At 61.3% G+C, this 17,395-nt stretch carries 17 protein-coding genes; 1 reads left to right on the forward strand and 16 read right to left on the reverse strand.

The annotated features are described in order from the left end of the window. Positions 1-253: 253 nt before the first annotated feature. From XALGPE39_RS06270 to fliD, 8 genes are all read right to left on the reverse strand, one after another. A complete protein-coding gene (locus XALGPE39_RS06270) occupies positions 254-1,741 on the reverse strand; it encodes a sigma-54 dependent transcriptional regulator (RefSeq protein WP_045727443.1) in 1,488 nt (495 codons plus the stop codon). Then, positions 1,738-2,121, reverse strand: coding sequence for a response regulator transcription factor (locus tag XALGPE39_RS06275; RefSeq protein WP_045727444.1), 384 nt, complete (start codon positions 2,119-2,121; stop codon positions 1,738-1,740). The genes XALGPE39_RS06270 and XALGPE39_RS06275 overlap by 4 nt, the downstream gene beginning before the upstream one ends. Positions 2,122-2,135: 14 nt before the next feature. After that, the gene (gene rpoN / locus XALGPE39_RS06280; protein WP_045729014.1) at positions 2,136-3,536 is read right to left on the reverse strand and encodes an RNA polymerase factor sigma-54; all 1,401 of its coding nucleotides are present in this window, start codon (positions 3,534-3,536) and stop codon (positions 2,136-2,138) included. 270 nt (positions 3,537-3,806) lie between these two features. After that, positions 3,807-4,439 (reverse strand): response regulator transcription factor, encoded by a 633-nt coding sequence (locus tag XALGPE39_RS06285; protein ID WP_045727445.1) that lies wholly within the window; start codon positions 4,437-4,439, stop codon positions 3,807-3,809. A gap of 92 nt (positions 4,440-4,531) precedes the next feature. Continuing rightward, the gene (locus XALGPE39_RS06290; RefSeq protein WP_045727446.1) at positions 4,532-5,110 is read right to left on the reverse strand and encodes a PilZ domain-containing protein; all 579 of its coding nucleotides are present in this window, start codon (positions 5,108-5,110) and stop codon (positions 4,532-4,534) included. Then, entirely contained in the window at positions 5,107-5,415 is a 309-nt protein-coding gene (locus XALGPE39_RS06295) for a hypothetical protein (protein ID WP_045727447.1), read from the reverse strand. The genes XALGPE39_RS06290 and XALGPE39_RS06295 overlap by 4 nt, the downstream gene beginning before the upstream one ends. Continuing rightward, entirely contained in the window at positions 5,412-5,831 is a 420-nt protein-coding gene (fliS, locus tag XALGPE39_RS06300) for a flagellar export chaperone FliS (RefSeq protein ID WP_045727448.1), read from the reverse strand. The genes XALGPE39_RS06295 and fliS overlap by 4 nt, the downstream gene beginning before the upstream one ends. Positions 5,832-5,985: 154 nt before the next feature. After that, complete coding sequence (fliD, locus tag XALGPE39_RS06305; protein ID WP_045727449.1) at positions 5,986-7,344, reverse strand: flagellar filament capping protein FliD; 1,359 nt, start codon at positions 7,342-7,344, stop codon at positions 5,986-5,988. On the opposite strand from fliD, the gene XALGPE39_RS16575 reads away from it, so the two are divergent. Further along, complete coding sequence (locus XALGPE39_RS16575) at positions 7,313-7,444, forward strand: hypothetical protein (RefSeq protein ID WP_255352744.1); 132 nt, start codon at positions 7,313-7,315, stop codon at positions 7,442-7,444. The two genes, fliD and XALGPE39_RS16575, sit on opposite strands and share 32 nt — an antisense overlap. 99 nt (positions 7,445-7,543) lie before the next feature. Here XALGPE39_RS16575 and XALGPE39_RS06310 read toward each other — a convergent pair whose 3' ends face one another. The 8 genes from XALGPE39_RS06310 to XALGPE39_RS06345 all read right to left on the reverse strand — a co-directional run bounded on the left by XALGPE39_RS06310 (position 7,544) and on the right by XALGPE39_RS06345 (position 17,234). Continuing rightward, positions 7,544-8,731, reverse strand: a complete 1,188-nt coding sequence (locus XALGPE39_RS06310; protein ID WP_045727450.1) for a flagellin — start codon at positions 8,729-8,731, stop codon at positions 7,544-7,546. 738 nt (positions 8,732-9,469) lie between these two features. Beyond that, positions 9,470-10,675, reverse strand: a complete 1,206-nt coding sequence (gene flgL / locus XALGPE39_RS06315; RefSeq protein ID WP_045727451.1) for a flagellar hook-associated protein FlgL — start codon at positions 10,673-10,675, stop codon at positions 9,470-9,472. After that, positions 10,672-12,546 carry a flagellar hook-associated protein FlgK gene (gene flgK, locus XALGPE39_RS06320; protein ID WP_045727452.1) on the reverse strand — a complete coding sequence of 625 codons (1,875 nt, stop codon included), beginning with the start codon at positions 12,544-12,546 and terminating at the stop codon, positions 10,672-10,674. Before flgK ends, flgL begins: the two co-directional genes overlap by 4 nt. Positions 12,547-12,557: 11 nt before the next feature. Next, positions 12,558-13,748 carry a glucosaminidase domain-containing protein gene (locus XALGPE39_RS06325; protein ID WP_045727453.1) on the reverse strand — a complete coding sequence of 397 codons (1,191 nt, stop codon included), beginning with the start codon at positions 13,746-13,748 and terminating at the stop codon, positions 12,558-12,560. Between the two features lies 1 nt (position 13,749). After that, complete coding sequence (locus XALGPE39_RS06330; RefSeq protein WP_045727454.1) at positions 13,750-14,868, reverse strand: flagellar basal body P-ring protein FlgI; 1,119 nt, start codon at positions 14,866-14,868, stop codon at positions 13,750-13,752. Between the two features lie 8 nt (positions 14,869-14,876). Further along, the gene (gene flgH / locus XALGPE39_RS06335; protein WP_045727455.1) at positions 14,877-15,575 is read right to left on the reverse strand and encodes a flagellar basal body L-ring protein FlgH; all 699 of its coding nucleotides are present in this window, start codon (positions 15,573-15,575) and stop codon (positions 14,877-14,879) included. Between the two features lie 23 nt (positions 15,576-15,598). Then, entirely contained in the window at positions 15,599-16,384 is a 786-nt protein-coding gene (gene flgG, locus XALGPE39_RS06340) for a flagellar basal-body rod protein FlgG (RefSeq protein ID WP_045727456.1), read from the reverse strand. 94 nt (positions 16,385-16,478) lie between these two features. Next, positions 16,479-17,234 carry a flagellar basal body rod protein FlgF gene (locus XALGPE39_RS06345; protein WP_045727457.1) on the reverse strand — a complete coding sequence of 252 codons (756 nt, stop codon included), beginning with the start codon at positions 17,232-17,234 and terminating at the stop codon, positions 16,479-16,481. Positions 17,235-17,395 lie beyond the last annotated feature (161 nt).

Here is a 17,395-nt window from a genome sequence, read left to right on the forward strand (position 1 = left end):
CGAGGGGTGGAGAATCCAAGGGCACGGATGTATGCGATCGGTTCACTGCAATCTGAAGCAAGCCACATGCCAATGATGCCTGTCCACTATCTTCGAGTCGCGTTGTCGCCACCGGCGTAGTGCTTGCGTGTGGTGTCGAAGTCAGCGTCTGCGAATGTATACGGTTCCTCTTTGCAGGCTACCAGAGGACGACGATAGCGATGAGAGGGCAATGTGCCGCGGCGGGTCGCTTCGGTCGTTTTTGCAGGCCGTCTTAGCTGGCCATTTCGGCCTGATCGCGATCAATGCCGTACTTGCGCAGTTTTTCGACCAATGTGGTGCGGCGAAGGCCCAGCAATTGCGCTGCGTGCGCGACCACACCTTGAGTGCGCTCCAGCGCCTCGTTGATGAGCGCTAACTCGATGTTGGCCATGTGTCCGCGCAGATCCAGTCCGCTCTCCGGCAGCGTTGCAGCCACCTGCGTCGCCTGCGATTGCTCCCCATACAGTTTGCCGCCGGTACGCAGGTCGACCACGTTGGGGAGCCGCCTTGGCTCCGTTGTCGCGATTGGCGACGGTGGCGCAGAGACGTCGATTGAGGAGGTGAAATCGCCACGGTAACGCGCCGGCAAGTCTTGCACACGCACGAGACTATCCGGGTGCAACACGGCCAAGCGTTCGACCAGATTGGTCAACTCGCGCACGTTGCCTGGCCACTCGTAGTTGCGCAATGCTTGCAACGCCTCTTCGGAAAAGCGTACTTCGCCGCGTCCAGTACGTGCCAGTTGCGCGGCGATCGTGTTGACCAGCGCGGGCAGGTCGTCGCTGCGTTCGCGTAGCGCCGGCATCTCAATCGGGAATACGTTGAGGCGGTAGAAGAGGTCTTCGCGGAACTGGTTGCCGGCGATGCGTTCTTCCAAGTTGCGGTGGGTTGCCGCAATCACCCGCACATTGCAGCGGATAGTGACGTTGCCGCCGACACGCTCGAAGCTGCGCTCCTGCAGGACGCGCAGCAGTTTGACCTGCATCGGCAGACTCATGTCGCCGATTTCGTCCAGCAACAGCGTGCCGCCTTCTGCCATCTCGAAGCGACCCTTACGCGCGCTCAGTGCGCCGGTGAAGGATCCTTTTTCGTGGCCGAACAGCTCGCTTTCCAGTAGGTCTGGCGGGATCGCGCCGCAGTTGATCGCGACGAACGGGCCGTCGCAGCGTGGTGATTTCTGGTGGATCGCGCGGGCGACGACTTCCTTGCCGGTACCGGACTCGCCGAGTACCAAGACGGTGGTGTCAAAGGCAGCCACTTGGTCGATCAGCCGCCGCAACATGATGACCGCTTCGCTATTGCCGGTTGGCCCATTGTCTTGTGCGGCACCGGCCTGGTGCTCGGCATCCAGGCGTTTGAGGCTGGCGCGGCGCAGCAGGGTCTCCAGTTGCGCATGGCGCAGCGGGGCCTCCAGTTGCCACACATTGGCCTCGTGCAGGCCATGCCGTTGCGCGAACGCCTGGGCGTCGTCGTTGAGCAGTAGCACCGGCGGTGGCAACGGGCTGCGCGCGACCCAACCAAAAAACGCATCGGCCTGCGACTTATCCTCCAGTCCGCCGACCAGGATTGCCATCCACTCGCTCTGGCGGTGGCGACCCGGCTGGACGTCCGCTACATCGGTGACCCAGCGTGGGTTGAGATCCATGAACTCGAGCAGGCTGACAGTGCGCTCGGCGCGCGGGGCGTCGTCATCGATCACCAGGATCCGCGATTCGCTCATGTCGGTACTCCTTCGGTACGTAGCCCCTCCAGGATCGGCATGACTTCCTGGATATAGGACAGCTTGCTGACGAAGTTGTCGGCCCCGGCACGCATGGCATGCTCGCGGTGTTCGGCATCGTCGAAATGGCTGGCGATGACTATATATGGCGCCTGGTCCTGGGTCTTGATCAGGCGGGTGGCCTGCAGTCCACCCATCTCCGGCATCGCCAGATCCATCAGTACCACTTGCGGGCGTAGCGACTCGGAACGCTCGATGGCTTCCAGGCCGTTGGCGGCGCTGCCGATCACGTCCATCCAATCCAGCTTGCGGAAGTGGCGCATCGCGGCGTTGATGAAGCCTTCGTGGTCGTCGACCAGAAGCACGGACAATTTGTTCATATGCGGTAGTTTCCTTAGCCCGTGCGGGCCAGTAGTGGCTTGCTGCCGCGGCGGCGCTCGCGTGCCGGAGCGATATCCAATTGTTCACGATACTTGGCCACGGTGCGTCTGGCCACGTTGATCCCCTGGCGTGACAGTAGCGCAGCGATTGCCTCGTCGGCTAGCGGCCGGCTACTAGGCTCGGATTCGATCAGCCGGCGCACCATCGCGCGCACCGCCTGACCGGACACCGCCGCGCCTTCCAGGCGCACGGCGAAGAAGTGCTTCAGCTCGAAGGTGCCGCGCGGGGTTTGCAGATACTTGCCGGTGGTGATGCGCGAGATGGTGGACTCGTGCATGCCGATTGCATCGGCCACTTCTTTCAGGGTCAAAGGCGCCATGGCTTCTTCGCCCTTGTTCAGAAACGCGGATTGACGTTCGACGATGCTGCGCGTGGTGCGCAGCAGGGTCTCGTAGCGCATCGACAGGCCACGGGTCAGCCAGCGTGCCTCTTGCAGCATTTCGCGCAGTGGCTGCGCCGCTTCGCCGGCTTGGGCCAGGGCACGCTCGTGCATGGGGTTGATATTGACACGATGGGTGGTTGCCGGGTTCAGCGCCACGCGCCAGCTACCATCGGCTTGCCAAGCGACCACATCGGGGATGACATGGCCCAGATCCTGCGGTTGCAGGCTGTCGCCGGGGCGCGGTTGCAGCGACAGGATGAGCCGGATCGCCTCGCGGACGTCATCGGTTTCGGCGTCGAGTTTGCGTGCCAGCAGTGCGTAGTCGTGGCTGGCCAGTAGATGCAGGTCGCCATCGAGGATGCGCGCGGCCAGATGGCGGCCGGGGACTGGGCCGGGCAGGTCGTGCAGTTGTACGTGCAGGCACTCGCGTAGATCGCGGGCGGCCAGTCCGACAGGATCGCCGTGCAGCAGGCGCTGGCGCACCGCCTCTACCTGTGCGGCCGATAGGTCCAGGCGTGTACACGCCAGCAGGGTCAGCGTGTCCAGCGCGTCGTTGAGGTAACCGGCATCGTCGCAGTGTTCCAGCCAGAACGCAGCCGCTTCAATCTCGCGCGGGGGTAATTCCAGCGCCAGCCGTTGCAGGACGCGTAGGTGCGGGTCGGTGGACTCGCCAGCGGCGATATGCTGCAGGCGGTCGTCCTCGCCGTCGTTCCAGCCGGCGGCCGGGACATCCCACATCGAGGATTCGGGTAATTCGTCGAATGCTGCGGTTTGTAGGGCGGCTTCGACTGTGGTTTCCGGTTCGGCCACAGCCTCGGGTTCTTCCAGTTCCAGCAGCGGATTGTTTTCCAGAGCGCGCCGGATCTCCATTTCCAATTGCAAACCATCGAGCTGCAGCAGTCGGATCGACTGCAAGAGTTGCGGTGTTAGATGCAGTTGTTGGCCCAGTTGGGCGGAAACGATCGGCTTCATGCGAACTTCCTCGGTTCGACGCAAAACCTTCAGCGCCTGTGGCATGCATAGTGCTTGCCGCCCGACGTTAACAGAATCAGGGGGTTTCTGAGCTAGGTAGTCAAATTCCTGACGGTGCGTAGGGAAAATCCTGACGGGCGTGTCAGGAGCGTCGGACTGTCGACGGTGTCAGGACAAGCTGGGCGGAGAGCTACGCCTTGGTTTTGTCTGTTCGTTCGGTACAGGCAAACGTCATGCCAACGCAAGGTGATGGAATGACGTCACGATCGTTCAGATCAGCTCGTTCTGGTGGCGTGCGGCCAGCAACACCAAGTCGTTGGCACGCCTGCAGCCTAGCGATTCCATCATCCGGGCGCGATGGGTTTCCACGGTCTTGACGCTGATGCCCAGGTCCGATGCGATTTCTTTGTTGCTTTGACCGCGGCCGATCTGACGCAATATTTCGCGTTGCCGTGGCGAAAGCGCGGCAATGCCGACCGGGCGTTCGCGCCCGAGCATCGGCGCGATCATTTTGGAGGAGATCTGCGGGCTCAAGAACATCTGGTTGGCACTGGCCGCGCGCAGCGCCAGCTCCAACTCCAATGGCGCGGCATCCTTGACGACGAAGCCGGTGGCGCCACGGTCCAGCGCATCGCGCACATGCACCGGGTCATCGTGCATGGACATCATCACCACGCGGGTTTTGGGCGCGCTTTGCAAGACATCGGTGAGCGCATCCAGTCCGCTACGTCCGGGCAGGGAGAGATCCATCAACACCAGGTCGGGGCGATGCAGGACGGTCAGGTCCAGCGCCTGCTGGGCATTGCTGGCCTCGGCGACCACATCGACGTCCGCAAACGTCTGTAGCAACCGGCTAAGGCCGGCGCGTACAAGGGTGTGATCGTCGACAATGATGACTCGCACGGTGCAAGATCCTTCTTTTCAGAATCGCACATTAGCCCAGTCGGCGGCTGCCGCCAACCTTGCCTTGGCTTACCGGACAGGGGGATGTGTGCTCAGCGGGCGCGCCTGCTGCTGGCGATCTGTCGGCGGTGCAGGCGAAACAGATGACGTTCCATCGCTTCTTCCATGCTTGGCGGTTGTGTCTCGAATTGTAGCCAGAGATGGAAGCGGCCCGCGTCATTGGCTTCGTCAAGAACCCGCACCGGCAGTTCCAGGTGATCGGGTAGCCAGTCGGAGGGTTGTAGCCGTAGTAGTCCTGCCGCCCCTGGGAGGGTGCCAGCGTGCTGGCTCAATTCCAGCCGGATGCCGCGCCGCGACCAGCGCACTGGGCGCAGTGGCAGTATGTCTTCGTGTTGCCGGGCCAGCCGTCCTAGCAGTACCAGCATCAGGTCGAGCTTGGCGTCCATGCGTTGTAAGTGCAGGGAGGCATCGCCGCGCTCGTCGCTACCATCTTCGGCACGTAGATCCTCGACCTGGGCGAGTCCTCTCAGCAGTGTTTCGGCTGCGCTCAGCCGGCCAATGCCGTGACCGGGCACAAAGTCGGCGGGCAGTGTCAGTTCGCAGCTCAGCGTGTCGTGGAACAGCTCGGTCTCGGCACGATGCTGCAAGGTGCCGTCTGACGCGCCGTTCATCTGAGTAATCCAGCTTGCGCATATGCGCGGGTGGCATTGTTGAAATAGTGATTGGCGCGTAACCAAACGGCGGCCTCGTCGCGTAACTGGAGCATCTGCGTGGTCAGCGCTTGTTGCTTTTGCAGCAGCTTCTGCAAGGTTTCACGCGAGATATCGGCACCGTCTTGTTGCAGATATTGCTGCAATTGCTGGGCGTGATCGCTGAGGATGCGCTCGGCAAGAGCATATTCGTCGGTCTTCAGCACCTGCTGCAACTGCGTTAGTTGGGCATGCAGCGAGGCGAGGCTGATGGTTGGAGTGTTCATGCCACGGCAGCCGTGGCCACTTCCCGTTGCTGCATGGGAATGGCGTTCCAGGCGTTGCCGATCTCGCTGAGCAATTCCAGCGATTCGATCAGCGCGCTTTCGTCGTTATGCAGATTGGCTGCGGTCAGTCGGCGCATCACGTAGTCGTACAGGGCAGAGAGGTTATTGGCGATCTCGCCGCCTGCTTTGTGATCGAGCGAGCCGTTGAGATGGCCAATGATGGCGCAGGCCTGACCGATCGCCTTGCCTTTGCGTGCTTGGTCGCCCTGGGCCATGGATGCCTGTGCTTGGCGAATACGCTGGCAGACACCATCGAACAACATTGCCACCAGCTTGTGCGGGTCCGCATCGGTAATGCTCGTGGAGATGCTCATCTTGCGGTACTGCTCGGCGCATTGGCGACTGGAACCATACATATAAAAACCTCTCAAGTGCTTTATTTAATCGCATTTCCACCCGTGACAGAAAATGTCCTGCGGCGGGTGCATACTAGCAGTCTTGAATGACTGTCGATACTAAATATATCGGCCGAAACGCGCTTGGACTTGAGTTGTTTTGATGTCGATTTCATTATCCGAATTGCTTGGAGAGACTATCTTGAATGGACTGCATCTGTGCGACGAGGGTATTCATTGCGCTGAATCTGGCAGTGTACTGGTCGCTGAGTGCCGACATGCGTTGGTCCAGGTCGCTGAGTTGATCGGTCAGGTCGCTGATGTGCTTGTTAAGTGCGTTGGTGCGTTGTGTCAGTGTCCCGTTGGTCCCATCCAGATTGCCGTTGAGCAGGGTGTTCATCCCGGAGCTGAAGCTACCATTGGCACCGAACATGCTCTTGGCCGAAGCTGGGTTGCTGGCCATCGCGCTGTCGAACTTGCCGCTGTCGAAACTCATCACGCCGTCCTTGTCGATGCTGACACCTAGTGCGCCGAGGGCGACGATATTGTCGCTGACCTGCTTGCGCAATGATCCCTGCAGCCCACGCACCATCGCATCGCCGGTCAACGGCGAGGCTGTCTTGGTGGTGGCATTGTAGTCGCTGGAGGAATTGAGCACGGTATTGGTTGCGTTGTAGGCGCTGACGAGGGCGGTCAAGTTTGCTTTCAGCCCGCTGTTGTCGTTGGCGATGCTGAGTTTGAACGTGCTGCCCGGCGTGGCCTTGGTCAGGTTCAGGACGGCGCCAGGTACCAGATCGGCGATGGAGTTGCTGCTGGAGGTGCGTGTAAAACCGTCCACGCGCACGACCGCGTCGGTTGCGGCGGTATTCTGGGTCATGCCACTGGCGCTACTGCTGCCGCTACTGTTGCTACTGCTTGGATAGGCGAATGCGGCCAGACCGCCGTCGCCACCGGAGGCGGTGACGGTCAATGCACCCTTAGTGCCGGTATTCACCGCATTGAGGACCAGGTGGTTGCCATCGTCGGCGTTGACCACGCTGGCGGTTACACCATTGCCGCCGGCGGCCTTGTTGATTGCCGCAGCGATATCGCTGAGTGTGCTGCCTGGGGCGATGGTGACATTGAGCGAGCTCGTGCCGTAGGCGATCGTCAATGTACCGTTGCCGACCGTCGCGGTGCTGGCATAAGCAGCCGATGTCAGCTTCTGCGCCTGCGCCAAACTGACCACCTCCACGTTGTAATTGCCCGCAGTAGCGTTCGAGGTGACGCTGGCGGTATACCCGGCGCCAGCGTCGACGGAGGCGGTGAACGCGGGTGTGTCGGCGCTAGTGGAGACGGAGTTGATCGCGGTCTGCAGGTTGGACATCGCCCCCTTGATCGTCCCCAGTGCCGAGAGTTGGGCGGTGGAGGCGGTACCGTCTTTGTTGATCCGGTCTTGCTGGGGCGCGCGCTCCTGGGCGACCAGATTGGCGACGAAGGTCGGGATATCCAGGCCAGAGCCGATGGACGACATGATTGAAGAAGTAGCAGCCATGGTGGCCTTCCTTACGGTGACTGGCACAGGAATGGCCAGCGCTTGGGAGAACTATCGGCAGGTGACGTCGATGCTTGAGTATCTTGTCTACAATGTGTGATTATTCGGATGTGAAGGCAAGTTTTGTGCCCGTCAGTCCGCGGGTAAAAAAAAGCCCACCCTTGCGGGTGGGCCTGATGCGACCTGTGTCTGCCTTTGCTTAGCCTTGCAGCAAGCTCAGCACGCTCTGCGGGGCCGACTTGGCCTGCGCCAGCATCGCGGTACCAGCCTGCTGCAGAATCTGCTCGCGGGTCAGGTCGGCGGTTGCCTTGGCGTAGTCGGTGTCCAGGATGCGGCTGCGCGATGCAGACAGGTTCTCCGAGGCCGAGCTCAGGTTGGCGATGGTGGAAGTGAAGCGGTTCTGGATCGCACCCATGTCGGCGCGCGAGGAGTTGACCGCGTTCAGCGCGTTGTCGACGATGCTCAGGGCCCTCTGCGCACCTTGGAAGGTGGTGATGTCCAGATCCTTCACGAAGTTCGTGTTACCTGCCACTGCAGTAGCAGTAGCGGCGATGCCGGCGTTACTGAAGGTGATGCCGGTGGCGCCAGTGGCGCTGCCCGCGGTGAACGAGAAGTCCTGATTACCCTTGATCGAGTCCAGTTGCAGTGCGCCCGTGGTGCTGTTGATCGAGGCATAGACGCCGGTCTGGTCCATCTTGTTGTTGATCGCGGCGGCGATCTTGGTGGACACAGAGGAGTCGGCATCGCCAACGGCCACGGCGACGGAATCGATGGCGATGCCGTTGATCACCATGCCGCTGAAGCTGCCGCTGGCGGTCGCGGTGCCCGAGGCCAATGCGGCCGAACTGGTCTGGGTGGCGGCGAAGCCGGTCTTGCCCAGGACATTGACGTTGGCATCGACGATCGAGCTGATGCCGATGGTCTGGCCAGCGTTGGCGCCGACCTGGAACAGGGCGCCAGTGAATGAGCCGTTCAGTAACTTGGTGCCGTTGAAGTCGGTCTGATTGGCGACGCGGTCGATTTCCGAGGTCAGCTGAGTGACTTCCGCGTTGAGCGCCTGACGGTCGCTGGTAGAGTTGGTGGCGTTGGCCGACTGCACCGCCAGCTCGCGGATGCGTTGCAGGTTGTTACCGATTTCGACCATCGCGCCTTCGGCAGTCTGCGCCAGCGAGATGCCGTCGTTGGCATTGCGCCCGGCGACGTCCAGGCCGTTGATCTGGGTGGTGAAACCCTCGGTGATCTTCAGGCCGGCGGCGTTGTCCTTTGCGCTGTTGATCATCTTGCCCGTCGACAGCTGTTGAATCGTCGTCGCCAGACTGGCGCTGTTGAGATTCAGGTTACGCTGAGCGTTCAGCGACAGAATATTGGTGTTAATTACTTGTGCCATTTTGATATCTCCTCTAAGCGATTTATCCGGCAACCCAACGGTGCCTGGAGCCTCCGCAGGGGGGCCATCAATTGGCCGTTGCCGCTGCTGAGATAAATAACGGCGGCGTGTTGGCAAGCTTTAGCGATTTGCTGCGGAAAATATCGTGATCCATGATGTGGCAGCAATGCAGGCACGCGGCGAAGAGCTTGTTTCGGCAGCGCTTTGGCAAACTTTAGGGATAAGAGCGGCTTGTTTGTGACGCTGTTTGCAATGGCGATCTTTTTATAACGATTAAAGGCCGGGATGCATTGCGACGTCGCTGGTCCTTTTCCGTGCGCGGGTTAAATCACCTGAAAAGTGATTTTGAGCATTGTCAAAAAATGTAGACGGGTTGTCGGCACAGAACTTTCGTTTGGTGACGATTGTCACGTTTCGTGCCTTCGGCTATTGGTGGTGGTCGGCCTTGCCGGCTTCCGCAGGGCGAGTATATCGAGGCTGATCCAGTCCGATTGGGGCAAGCCCGATAGCGTACCTGCGTGGGCATCGAGCTTGACCATGAATAGTGCTTGAATTGCCCTTGCCGTTAAACGGCCACCATTGCCTAGTCTGTAGGAATGATCAGGTTGGGCATCGGCTTGGAACGCTGGATCGATGTCCAATGGCGCGGCTGTCGCGTGTTTGTCCCATCCTCGGTTAACGTCACCCTGGCGGAGCCGTTGGCCAGGATGTGTGTAATACCAGGATGATTGGGGTGCTTCAGCGGATCATGTTGAACAGCGACATCGACTGCATCTGGGTGAAGATGGTCTGTGCCGCTTTCAGCGCCGATTGCTCCAATTGGTACTGGGAGATGGCGCTGGCGTAGTCCAGGTCGCGTATCGAGGACAGTGAGGTTTTCAGCGAGACATCGTTGGCAGAGCGTAGATCGCCCGCATTGTCGATCGCCGCTAGCTGTGCGCCGCCAGAAGCGCGCGCATCGCTCATCTTCGAGGTCGCCTGGCTGATGTCGCGCATCGACGATTGCAGGCTGTTCTGCAACGTGGCCTTGTCGGTCGCTGTGACAGGGTCGGTGTTGAGCGCATTGACCAAGTCATCGATGGTGGAAAACACATCCTTGTTGGTCGAGGGGCCGATCTGAAAACTGTCGCCAGCGGCTGGAGCGCCGTCCAGGCGCATGTTCAGGCCGGCAAAGTTGAGGGTTTCGCCGGCTTTATAGGTGCCGCTATTGATCACGGTACCGCTGCTGTCTTTCACCTGGTAGGTGGTGGGGTCGGTGAAGACGACGCTATAGCTGCTCCCGTTCCAGCCTGGACTACTGCCATCCCGGCTGAAGTCCAGCAGCAGACCGGTACCGGTGTTGGCGGCGGCGGGATGCGCATCGACGGTGCCGTCGCCGGTACGGATGCGCATGAAGATCTCACTGCCGGGCAGGGTGTCGCTGACCTTGGTGTCCGGCGCCACTTCCACAGTGCGCTGGGTTTGATTGCCATTGTAGACAGCCTTGCCGTTCACCATAGAAAACGGTGGATTGCCGTCTGCTGTGCCACCGAACAGGTAGCGACCAGATCCATCGGTGCTGTTGGACAGGCTGAGCAGGCTGTCGTGCAGTGATTTGAGTTCCGAGGCGATCGCCTTGCGGTCGGAGGTGTTCAGGGCGCCGCTGTTGGCCTGCACGGTCAGATCGTTGACGCGCGCCATCAGGCTTCCGGCCTGAGATAGCGTGTTCTCCTGCAGGTTGAGTCGGTTCTGCACGATGTTGGCGTTCTGGCCGAACTGGGCCAGCGCGGCGTCCGCGCGATCCATGGTGACCGCAGTGCCAAAGGCGACCGGGTCGTCGGCAGCAGTGACCAGGCGCTGTCCGGTGGACAACTGCTCTTGCAGGTGCGCGATCCTGGCCTGTTTGTCGATCATGGTGTTGAGCGACTGGTTGAAGATCATGCCGCTGGAGATGCGCGTACTCATCGGATCGCACTCAAAATGGATTGAAACATCGTGTCTGCGGTGGAAATGATATGCGAGGCCGCTTCATAGGCCTGTTGCAGCTGGAGCATGTTGGCCGCTTCCTCGTCAAGATTGACTCCGGAAAGCGAATCGCGTGCATCCTTCGCATTACTTTGGATCACATTCTGCGCATCGGATGAATATTGCGCCTGACGTGCTGCCGAACCGATAGTGGTGCTCAGTCCTGCAACCGCGCCGTTGAGGGTGATGGTGCCGCCGTTGAACGCCTTGGCGTTGTCCAAGTGCGAGAGCAATTGGGCGTTGCCGTTGTCGCTGGAGCCTGGGCCAGTGGGGCTGACCGCGAAGCTGTCGCCTGGGGAGGGTTTGCCATCCAGCGTCATGCTCCAGCCGTTGGCGCTGATGGTCTGCCCGGCGGTATAGGCAAATGGCCCGGTCCCATCGATGGTGTAATGGGTGGCATCGACGAACGCGATGTTGGACGGCGTCAACAGGTTGGCGTTGGTGGCATCCACCGCCTGCACCTTGCTGACGATACCGGTTCCCTGGTTATTCAAGCTGACCGTGGCTTTGATCGGCGTGGCCGCCGCGATCCGCGACGGATCGGTGATGGCGACGGACAAGTTATTGATGGCGCTGGCGGTGGGCTGCACCAGGAATTTGTCCCCGGCTGCGGCGGTACCTGAGACCTGCAGGGACACGCCATTCACCATGAACGGATCGGCCCCCGTGCCGCTGCCGGTCATGGCGACACTTGCCCCGGTATCGGCGCGGCTGGCACTCCAAGTGCTGCCGTTATAGGTGAGCAGTAGATTCTGCCCGTCGAGCTTGCTGACATCGCTGACGTTGGTGGTGAACGCTGCATTGCCGGTGTTGGCGCTATTGCCGTTGACGGTCGGTGGGGGCAGGTTGAAGAAATTGCCGCCCATCTGGCCGTACAGGTCCATGCCGGCTTTGTGCTGTTGGTTGTAGCTGCTGGCCAGACCGGTGGCGATGCGGCCCAACTCTGCCGTGGTCGGATCTAGCACCGAACTGCGGAATTCCAGGTAGCCACCGATCTTTCCGCCAAGTGCCTGGCTGCTCAGCGGGGTCGAGCCGCCTGGCGTCTTCAGCGCAATCTGCAGCCGCTGCGGTTGGTAGGGGTCCTGTGTGGTGACCAGGACCGATGCGGTGGTTCCGACCACCATCGCCTGACCGCCAGCGGTGTAGACGTTCATCATCCCGCCGTCTTGCTGGACCACGCTGCCACCGGTAAAACTGACCAGTTGGCTGATTAACTGATCGCGGTGATCCAGAAGGTCCGGCGGGGCATTGGTGGCATTGCTGCCGATCTGGCCGTTGATCTTGGCGATCTCGGTGGCCAGGTTGTTGGCTTCGGTGGTGCCCGACACCAAGCCACCGTTGACTTCATTGTTGAGCGAGTCGATCTGGCCGTTGAGTTGCTTGAACCGGGTGACCAGCGCATTGCCACTGTCCAGCAGACTCTGCCGGTTGGCGGTGGTGGGGGCGCTGGAGGACAAACTGCTGGTGGCGTCGAAGAAGTTCGACAACGGCCCGGCGATGCCGGTGGCCTTGTCGGAAAACACGCTATCGACGCGACTGGACATGTCCGACAACTGCTTCAGCCGGGCTGCCTCGCCGGTACTGTCGAACAGGCGCGAGATCGCCAACTGGTCGGCAACGCGCGAGATATCGCTGACATGGGTGCCATTGCCGACGTAGTAGTTGCCGAACTGATTCGGCACGTTGGTGGCAAAGCTGGTGCGTTGCCGGCTATAGCCATCGGTGTTGGTGTTGGCGACATTGTGACTGACGGTTTGCAGTGCGCGCTGGAAAGCGATCAGGGCGCCGGTACCGGTGGACATGACGGACATGGATGGCTACCTCAGCGTCGCATGATGCTGGAGGGGTCGACACTGCTGGCGATCATGCCAATGCCGCTGGCAGCCGCGTTGCTGATCGCCGCGACAGCGCGGCCGATGGTCGGCCCTGCCGCGATGGCGGCGATCTTGGACGCGTAGGACGGATCGGTGGCATAACCGGCGCGTTGCAGGCCCTGTGCGAAACCACGGATGTCGGTACCGGCCTTCAACGCCTGTTGGTAGCGCGGGTTGGTCTTCAACATTTGCACGTAGTCGGCGAAGCTGTCTGCCGGGGACGCATAGGCGCGGAAGTCCGCGGTCTGCGACTGCTTGACCCCGTCGACATACTCGTGAGTCTTGGCGGTGATGCGGTCTCCACTCCAGCCGGTGGCTTTGATCCCGAACATGTTGTTCGAACTGGGGCTGTTGTTGTGCGCCATGCCATGGCGACCCCAACCGGTTTCCAGTGCAGCCTGCGCGACCAGTGCCCGCGCATCCACTCCCAGCTCGTGCGCGGCTTTTTGCGCATGGTTCCAGATTTTGGCGACGAAACCTTCCGGCGTGCGTTCGCCGAGGCTTGCCGCCGCCGCGTTGGCCGCTGCGGCGGCGCTTGGATCGATCACGGTGGCGTTATCGGCAGGCTTCTGGACGTTCGACCAGCGATCATCGGTGCTATCCCAGGACAGGCCAGCACTACCATCGAGCTGGTTGACGCCGGGCGACTGTTGTCGGGTGTTGCTGTCGCGACCGGCGATCATGTCCAGCACCTGTTCGACCTGATGTTGTGGTGTCCCCGCCACCTCCATGCCGCTCAATCGACCGCTTTCAGTCCCATCGGCCGCTGCGGCGAGGGGAATGGCGCGGCTGCTCTGGTCCGATACCAGCGAATAAGCCTTTGCCGCTTTGGCCGCGCCGAGCGCGGTATTGGTAGCCGGCGCTGCGCTAGGTTGGCCGCCACCGAGTTGTTTGGCGATCAGTGCAGATAGGCCCAGCCCTTTACCGTCGGTCAAGCCTTTCGCCAACTGCTTGTCGTACATGTCGCGAAAGGTCTGGTTCTCGCCCGGAAACAGGGAATCGCCGAAACTGGCGTCGCGCATGCTCTTGACCAGCATGTTCGCAAACTGTCCTTCCAGCTGGCGCGACACCTTGTCGATCTTGGCGGGATCGTTCTGGGTGCTCGCGTGCAGGTCGAGGGGAGAGGCCGAAATGCGCATGTCAGATCACCTCTAGCTCCGCGCTCAGGGCACCGGCCTGCTTGAGCGCTTCAAGAATTGCAATTAAATCGCCTGGCGCGGCGCCGACTTCGTTGACTGCGCGCACGATTTGATCCAGCGAGGTGCCGCCCTCGAACTTGAACATGCGGCTGCCTTCGTTGGTTGCGGTGATGGTCGACTTCGGCACTGCCACGGTCTGGCCATTGCTCAGCGCGTTTGGTTGGCTGACTTCCGTGCCTTCGCTAATGGTGACGGTCAGCGAGCCGTGCGAGATCGCCGCCGGGCTGACCCGTACTTGAGAGCCGATCACCACGGTGCCTGTGCGAGCGTTGACCACGACCTTGGCCGGCGCCGAACCGGGCGATAGCTCCACGTTTTCGATCCGCGCCAGCAGGCCGATCCTTGCGCTTTGATCGGTGGGCGAGCGTACTGCCACGGTAGAGCCGTCCACCGCGTGTGCGCTGCCGGGGCCGAAGGTATTTTCCAGCGCCGCGACCATCCGCGAGACGGTGGTGAAATCGGCCTGGTGCAAGTTAAGGGTGATTTCGTTGCTGCTGCCGAACACATCCGGTAATGCGCGCTCCACGGTTGCGCCATTGGGGATAAGGCCGACGCTGGGTATGTTGACCGAGATGCGCGAGCCGTCCTTGCCCTGTGCGCCGAAGCCGCCGACCACCAAGTTACCCTGAGCGATCGCATAGACCTGACCATCGGCCCCCTTCAGCGGGGTCATCAGCAAGGAGCCGCCACGCAGTGAGATGGCATTGCCGATCGAGGAGACAGTGACGTCGATTGGCTGTCCAGGTTTGGCGAATGCCGGCAGTTGCGCACTGATCGCTACCGCTGCCACGTTTTTCAACTGAGGGTTGACGTTCGCCGGCACGTTGACGCCCAGCTCGCCGAGCATGTTCTTCAAACTCTGCACGGTGAATGGCGCTTGGCTGGTGCGGTCGCCGCTGCCGTCCAGGCCGACCACTAGGCCATAGCCGACCAGCGCATTGCCGCGCACGCCGCCGACCTGGGCAAGATCTTTGATGCGTTCGGCCGCGGCCGGGGCGACCAGAGCAGCGCACAACGCGAAGGCGGTGAGCAGGCGGCAGGGCAGGGACAGGAGAGTCATGGCAGGTCTCAGTAAGGCGAGATGCGTGAATTGAAGAAACGGCTCAGCCAGCCCATGGCATTGGACTGCGCTACCGCACCGCGACCGCCGTAGGCGATGCGCGCGTCGGCAACCTTGCTGGATGGAATGGTGTTGTCCGGGGCGATGTCGGCGGCGCGGACGATGCCTTGCACCTGCACCAGTTCGTCGCCCTGATTCAGACGCAGATTCTTGTCGCCCTGGATCACCAGGTTGCCGTTGGGCAAGCGCTGCATCACGGTCACGGTCAGGCTTCCCTGCATGGTGTTGCTTTGCGCGGTGTTGCCCTTGCCGGCGAAGCTGCGATCGCCGCTGGTGGAGTTATTGAGCACGTCGGTGCCGTTGATCGAGAACGGGGTGCCGAGCAGGGTCGGCGTGGACATTTTCACGTTGTCCTTTTTGCTGATGCTGGTGCCAGCGGTGCTACTGGCATTGGTGCTTTCCACCAGGGTGATGGTCAGCAAGTCGCCGACATCACGGGCACGACGGTCCGAATACAGCGACAAACCCGGGCCGGCGGCGTAGATCGCGCCGGCGCTGGGCTGTGCCTGCGGCGCGACCACCGGGACGATCGGGGCCATCGGCGAATATGGACGGATGTCGCCGGCAGCGATGCCCAAATTGGCGCAGCCGCCGAGCAGGGCTGGCAACAGCGCGGCGGAGAAGCAGAGAGAGGACAGGTGCGACATGGCGGATTCCGGAAACGGCAGGATCAGGCGTTGTTGTTCAAGTAACCGAGCATGGCGTCGGTGGTGGAGATCGCCTTGGCGTTCATCTCGTAGGCGCGCTGGGTTTCGATCATGCTCACCAGCTCTTCCACCACATTGACGTTGCTGCCTTCCAAAGCGCCCTGCACGGTGGTGCCGAGGCCATTGAGGCCGGGCGTCCCGCTTTGTGCCGGACCCGAGGAGGCGGTTTCCACGTACAGGTTCTGGCCGGTGGCCTGCAGTCCCGAGGGATTGATGAAATCGGTCAGAGTCAGCGAGCCGACCTGCAGTGCGGCCGCGGAGCCAGGAACCTGCACGCTGACCGTGCCGTCGTTACCGATGGTCACCGACTGCGCACCTTCCGGAATCTGGATGCCAGGCTGTATGGCGTAACCGCTGTTGGTCACCAGTTGGCCCTGCGCGTTGACCTGCAAGCTGCCGTCACGGGTATAGGCGGAGGTGCCGTCGGGCATCTGCACTTCAAAGAAACCGCGACCGTTGACCATCACATCCAAGGCCTTTCCCGTCTGCTGTTGGCTGCCTTGCTCGAAATCCTTGGAGGTGGCGACCACGCGCACACCAGTGCCTAACTGCAGGCCAGAGGGCAATTGCGTCTGTGACGAACTGGCACCGCCGGGTTGACGCCGCTGTTGGTACAGCAGGTCTTCGAAGCTGGCGCGATCGCGCTTGAAGCCAGTGGTGCTGGTGTTTGCCAGGTTGTTGGAGACGACTGACATACGTGTCTGTTGTGCATCCATGCCGGTCTTGGCGACCCACAAAGCCTGATTCATGACCCGATTTCCTCTGAAGAATGTTCCCCGAGCGATGCCGGGGTGCATGAAGACTGATGCATGCGCCGTGCCAAACACCGCGCCAGCGGTGGCCTCAGCCGCTCATACGCAGCAGGGTGTTGGCCGACTGCGCGTTTTCGTCGCCGTTTTTGATCACTTTCACTTGCATTTCGAACTGGCGTTGCAACTGGATCATCTGCACCAGCGCACCCGCGGCATCCACATTGCTACCCTCCAGCGCGCCGGTGTGCAGTGCGATGCCGGTGGCAAGTGGAAAGGCCTTGGTCGGATCTTCGCTGACGTTGCGCATCAGGCCGTCGAGACGGCGGGTGAGCTGATCGGCCGGTGCATTCACCACCTTCAGCGTGCCGATCGCGCTCATCGCCTGCGGTCCTTCGCCCAAGGGCACGATCGAGACGGTGCCGTCGTTGCCGATCTCCAGCGACTGGTGTGGCGGGATCGACATCGGGTTGCCCTCGGTGTCGAGTACCGCACGGCCACTGGAGGTGACCAGTTGTCCGTTCGCTGTCAGTGCCAATTCACCGCCGCGCGTGTATGCCTCCTTGCCGTCGCTGGCCTGTACCGCCAGCCAATTATTGGCACTCATGGAGACATCCAGTGGATTGCCGGTGACTTGCTGCGCGCCGACATCGCGATCAAAACCCTGGTCGATGTGCAGTGCATCAATGCGCGACGGATAGCCGTTGCCTTGAATGCGGAATGCTTCGGTATTGGCGAGCTGCGCCTTGAAACCGGCGGTCTCGACGTTGGCCAGGTTGTGCGACACCGTCGTTTGCGCCTGCAATGAAGCGCGGGCACCGGTCATGGCGACGTAGAGTGCTTTGTCCATGGGAAATCCTCGAAAGCCTTGGCTCGGGTCTTTGGGCTGGTGGCCCGGAAAGGCGCGAAGTGGAAGTGCTTGAACGGTCGGGAGTAGGACGCGGCGCGATGTATCGATCCGCGTCCTTTACAGCGTTTGATCCAGAGAATTCCAGATCCCGAGCCACCAAT

This window comes from Xanthomonas sp. GPE 39, assembly GCF_000963005.1.
Classification (GTDB): Bacteria; Pseudomonadota; Gammaproteobacteria; order Xanthomonadales; family Xanthomonadaceae; genus Xanthomonas_A.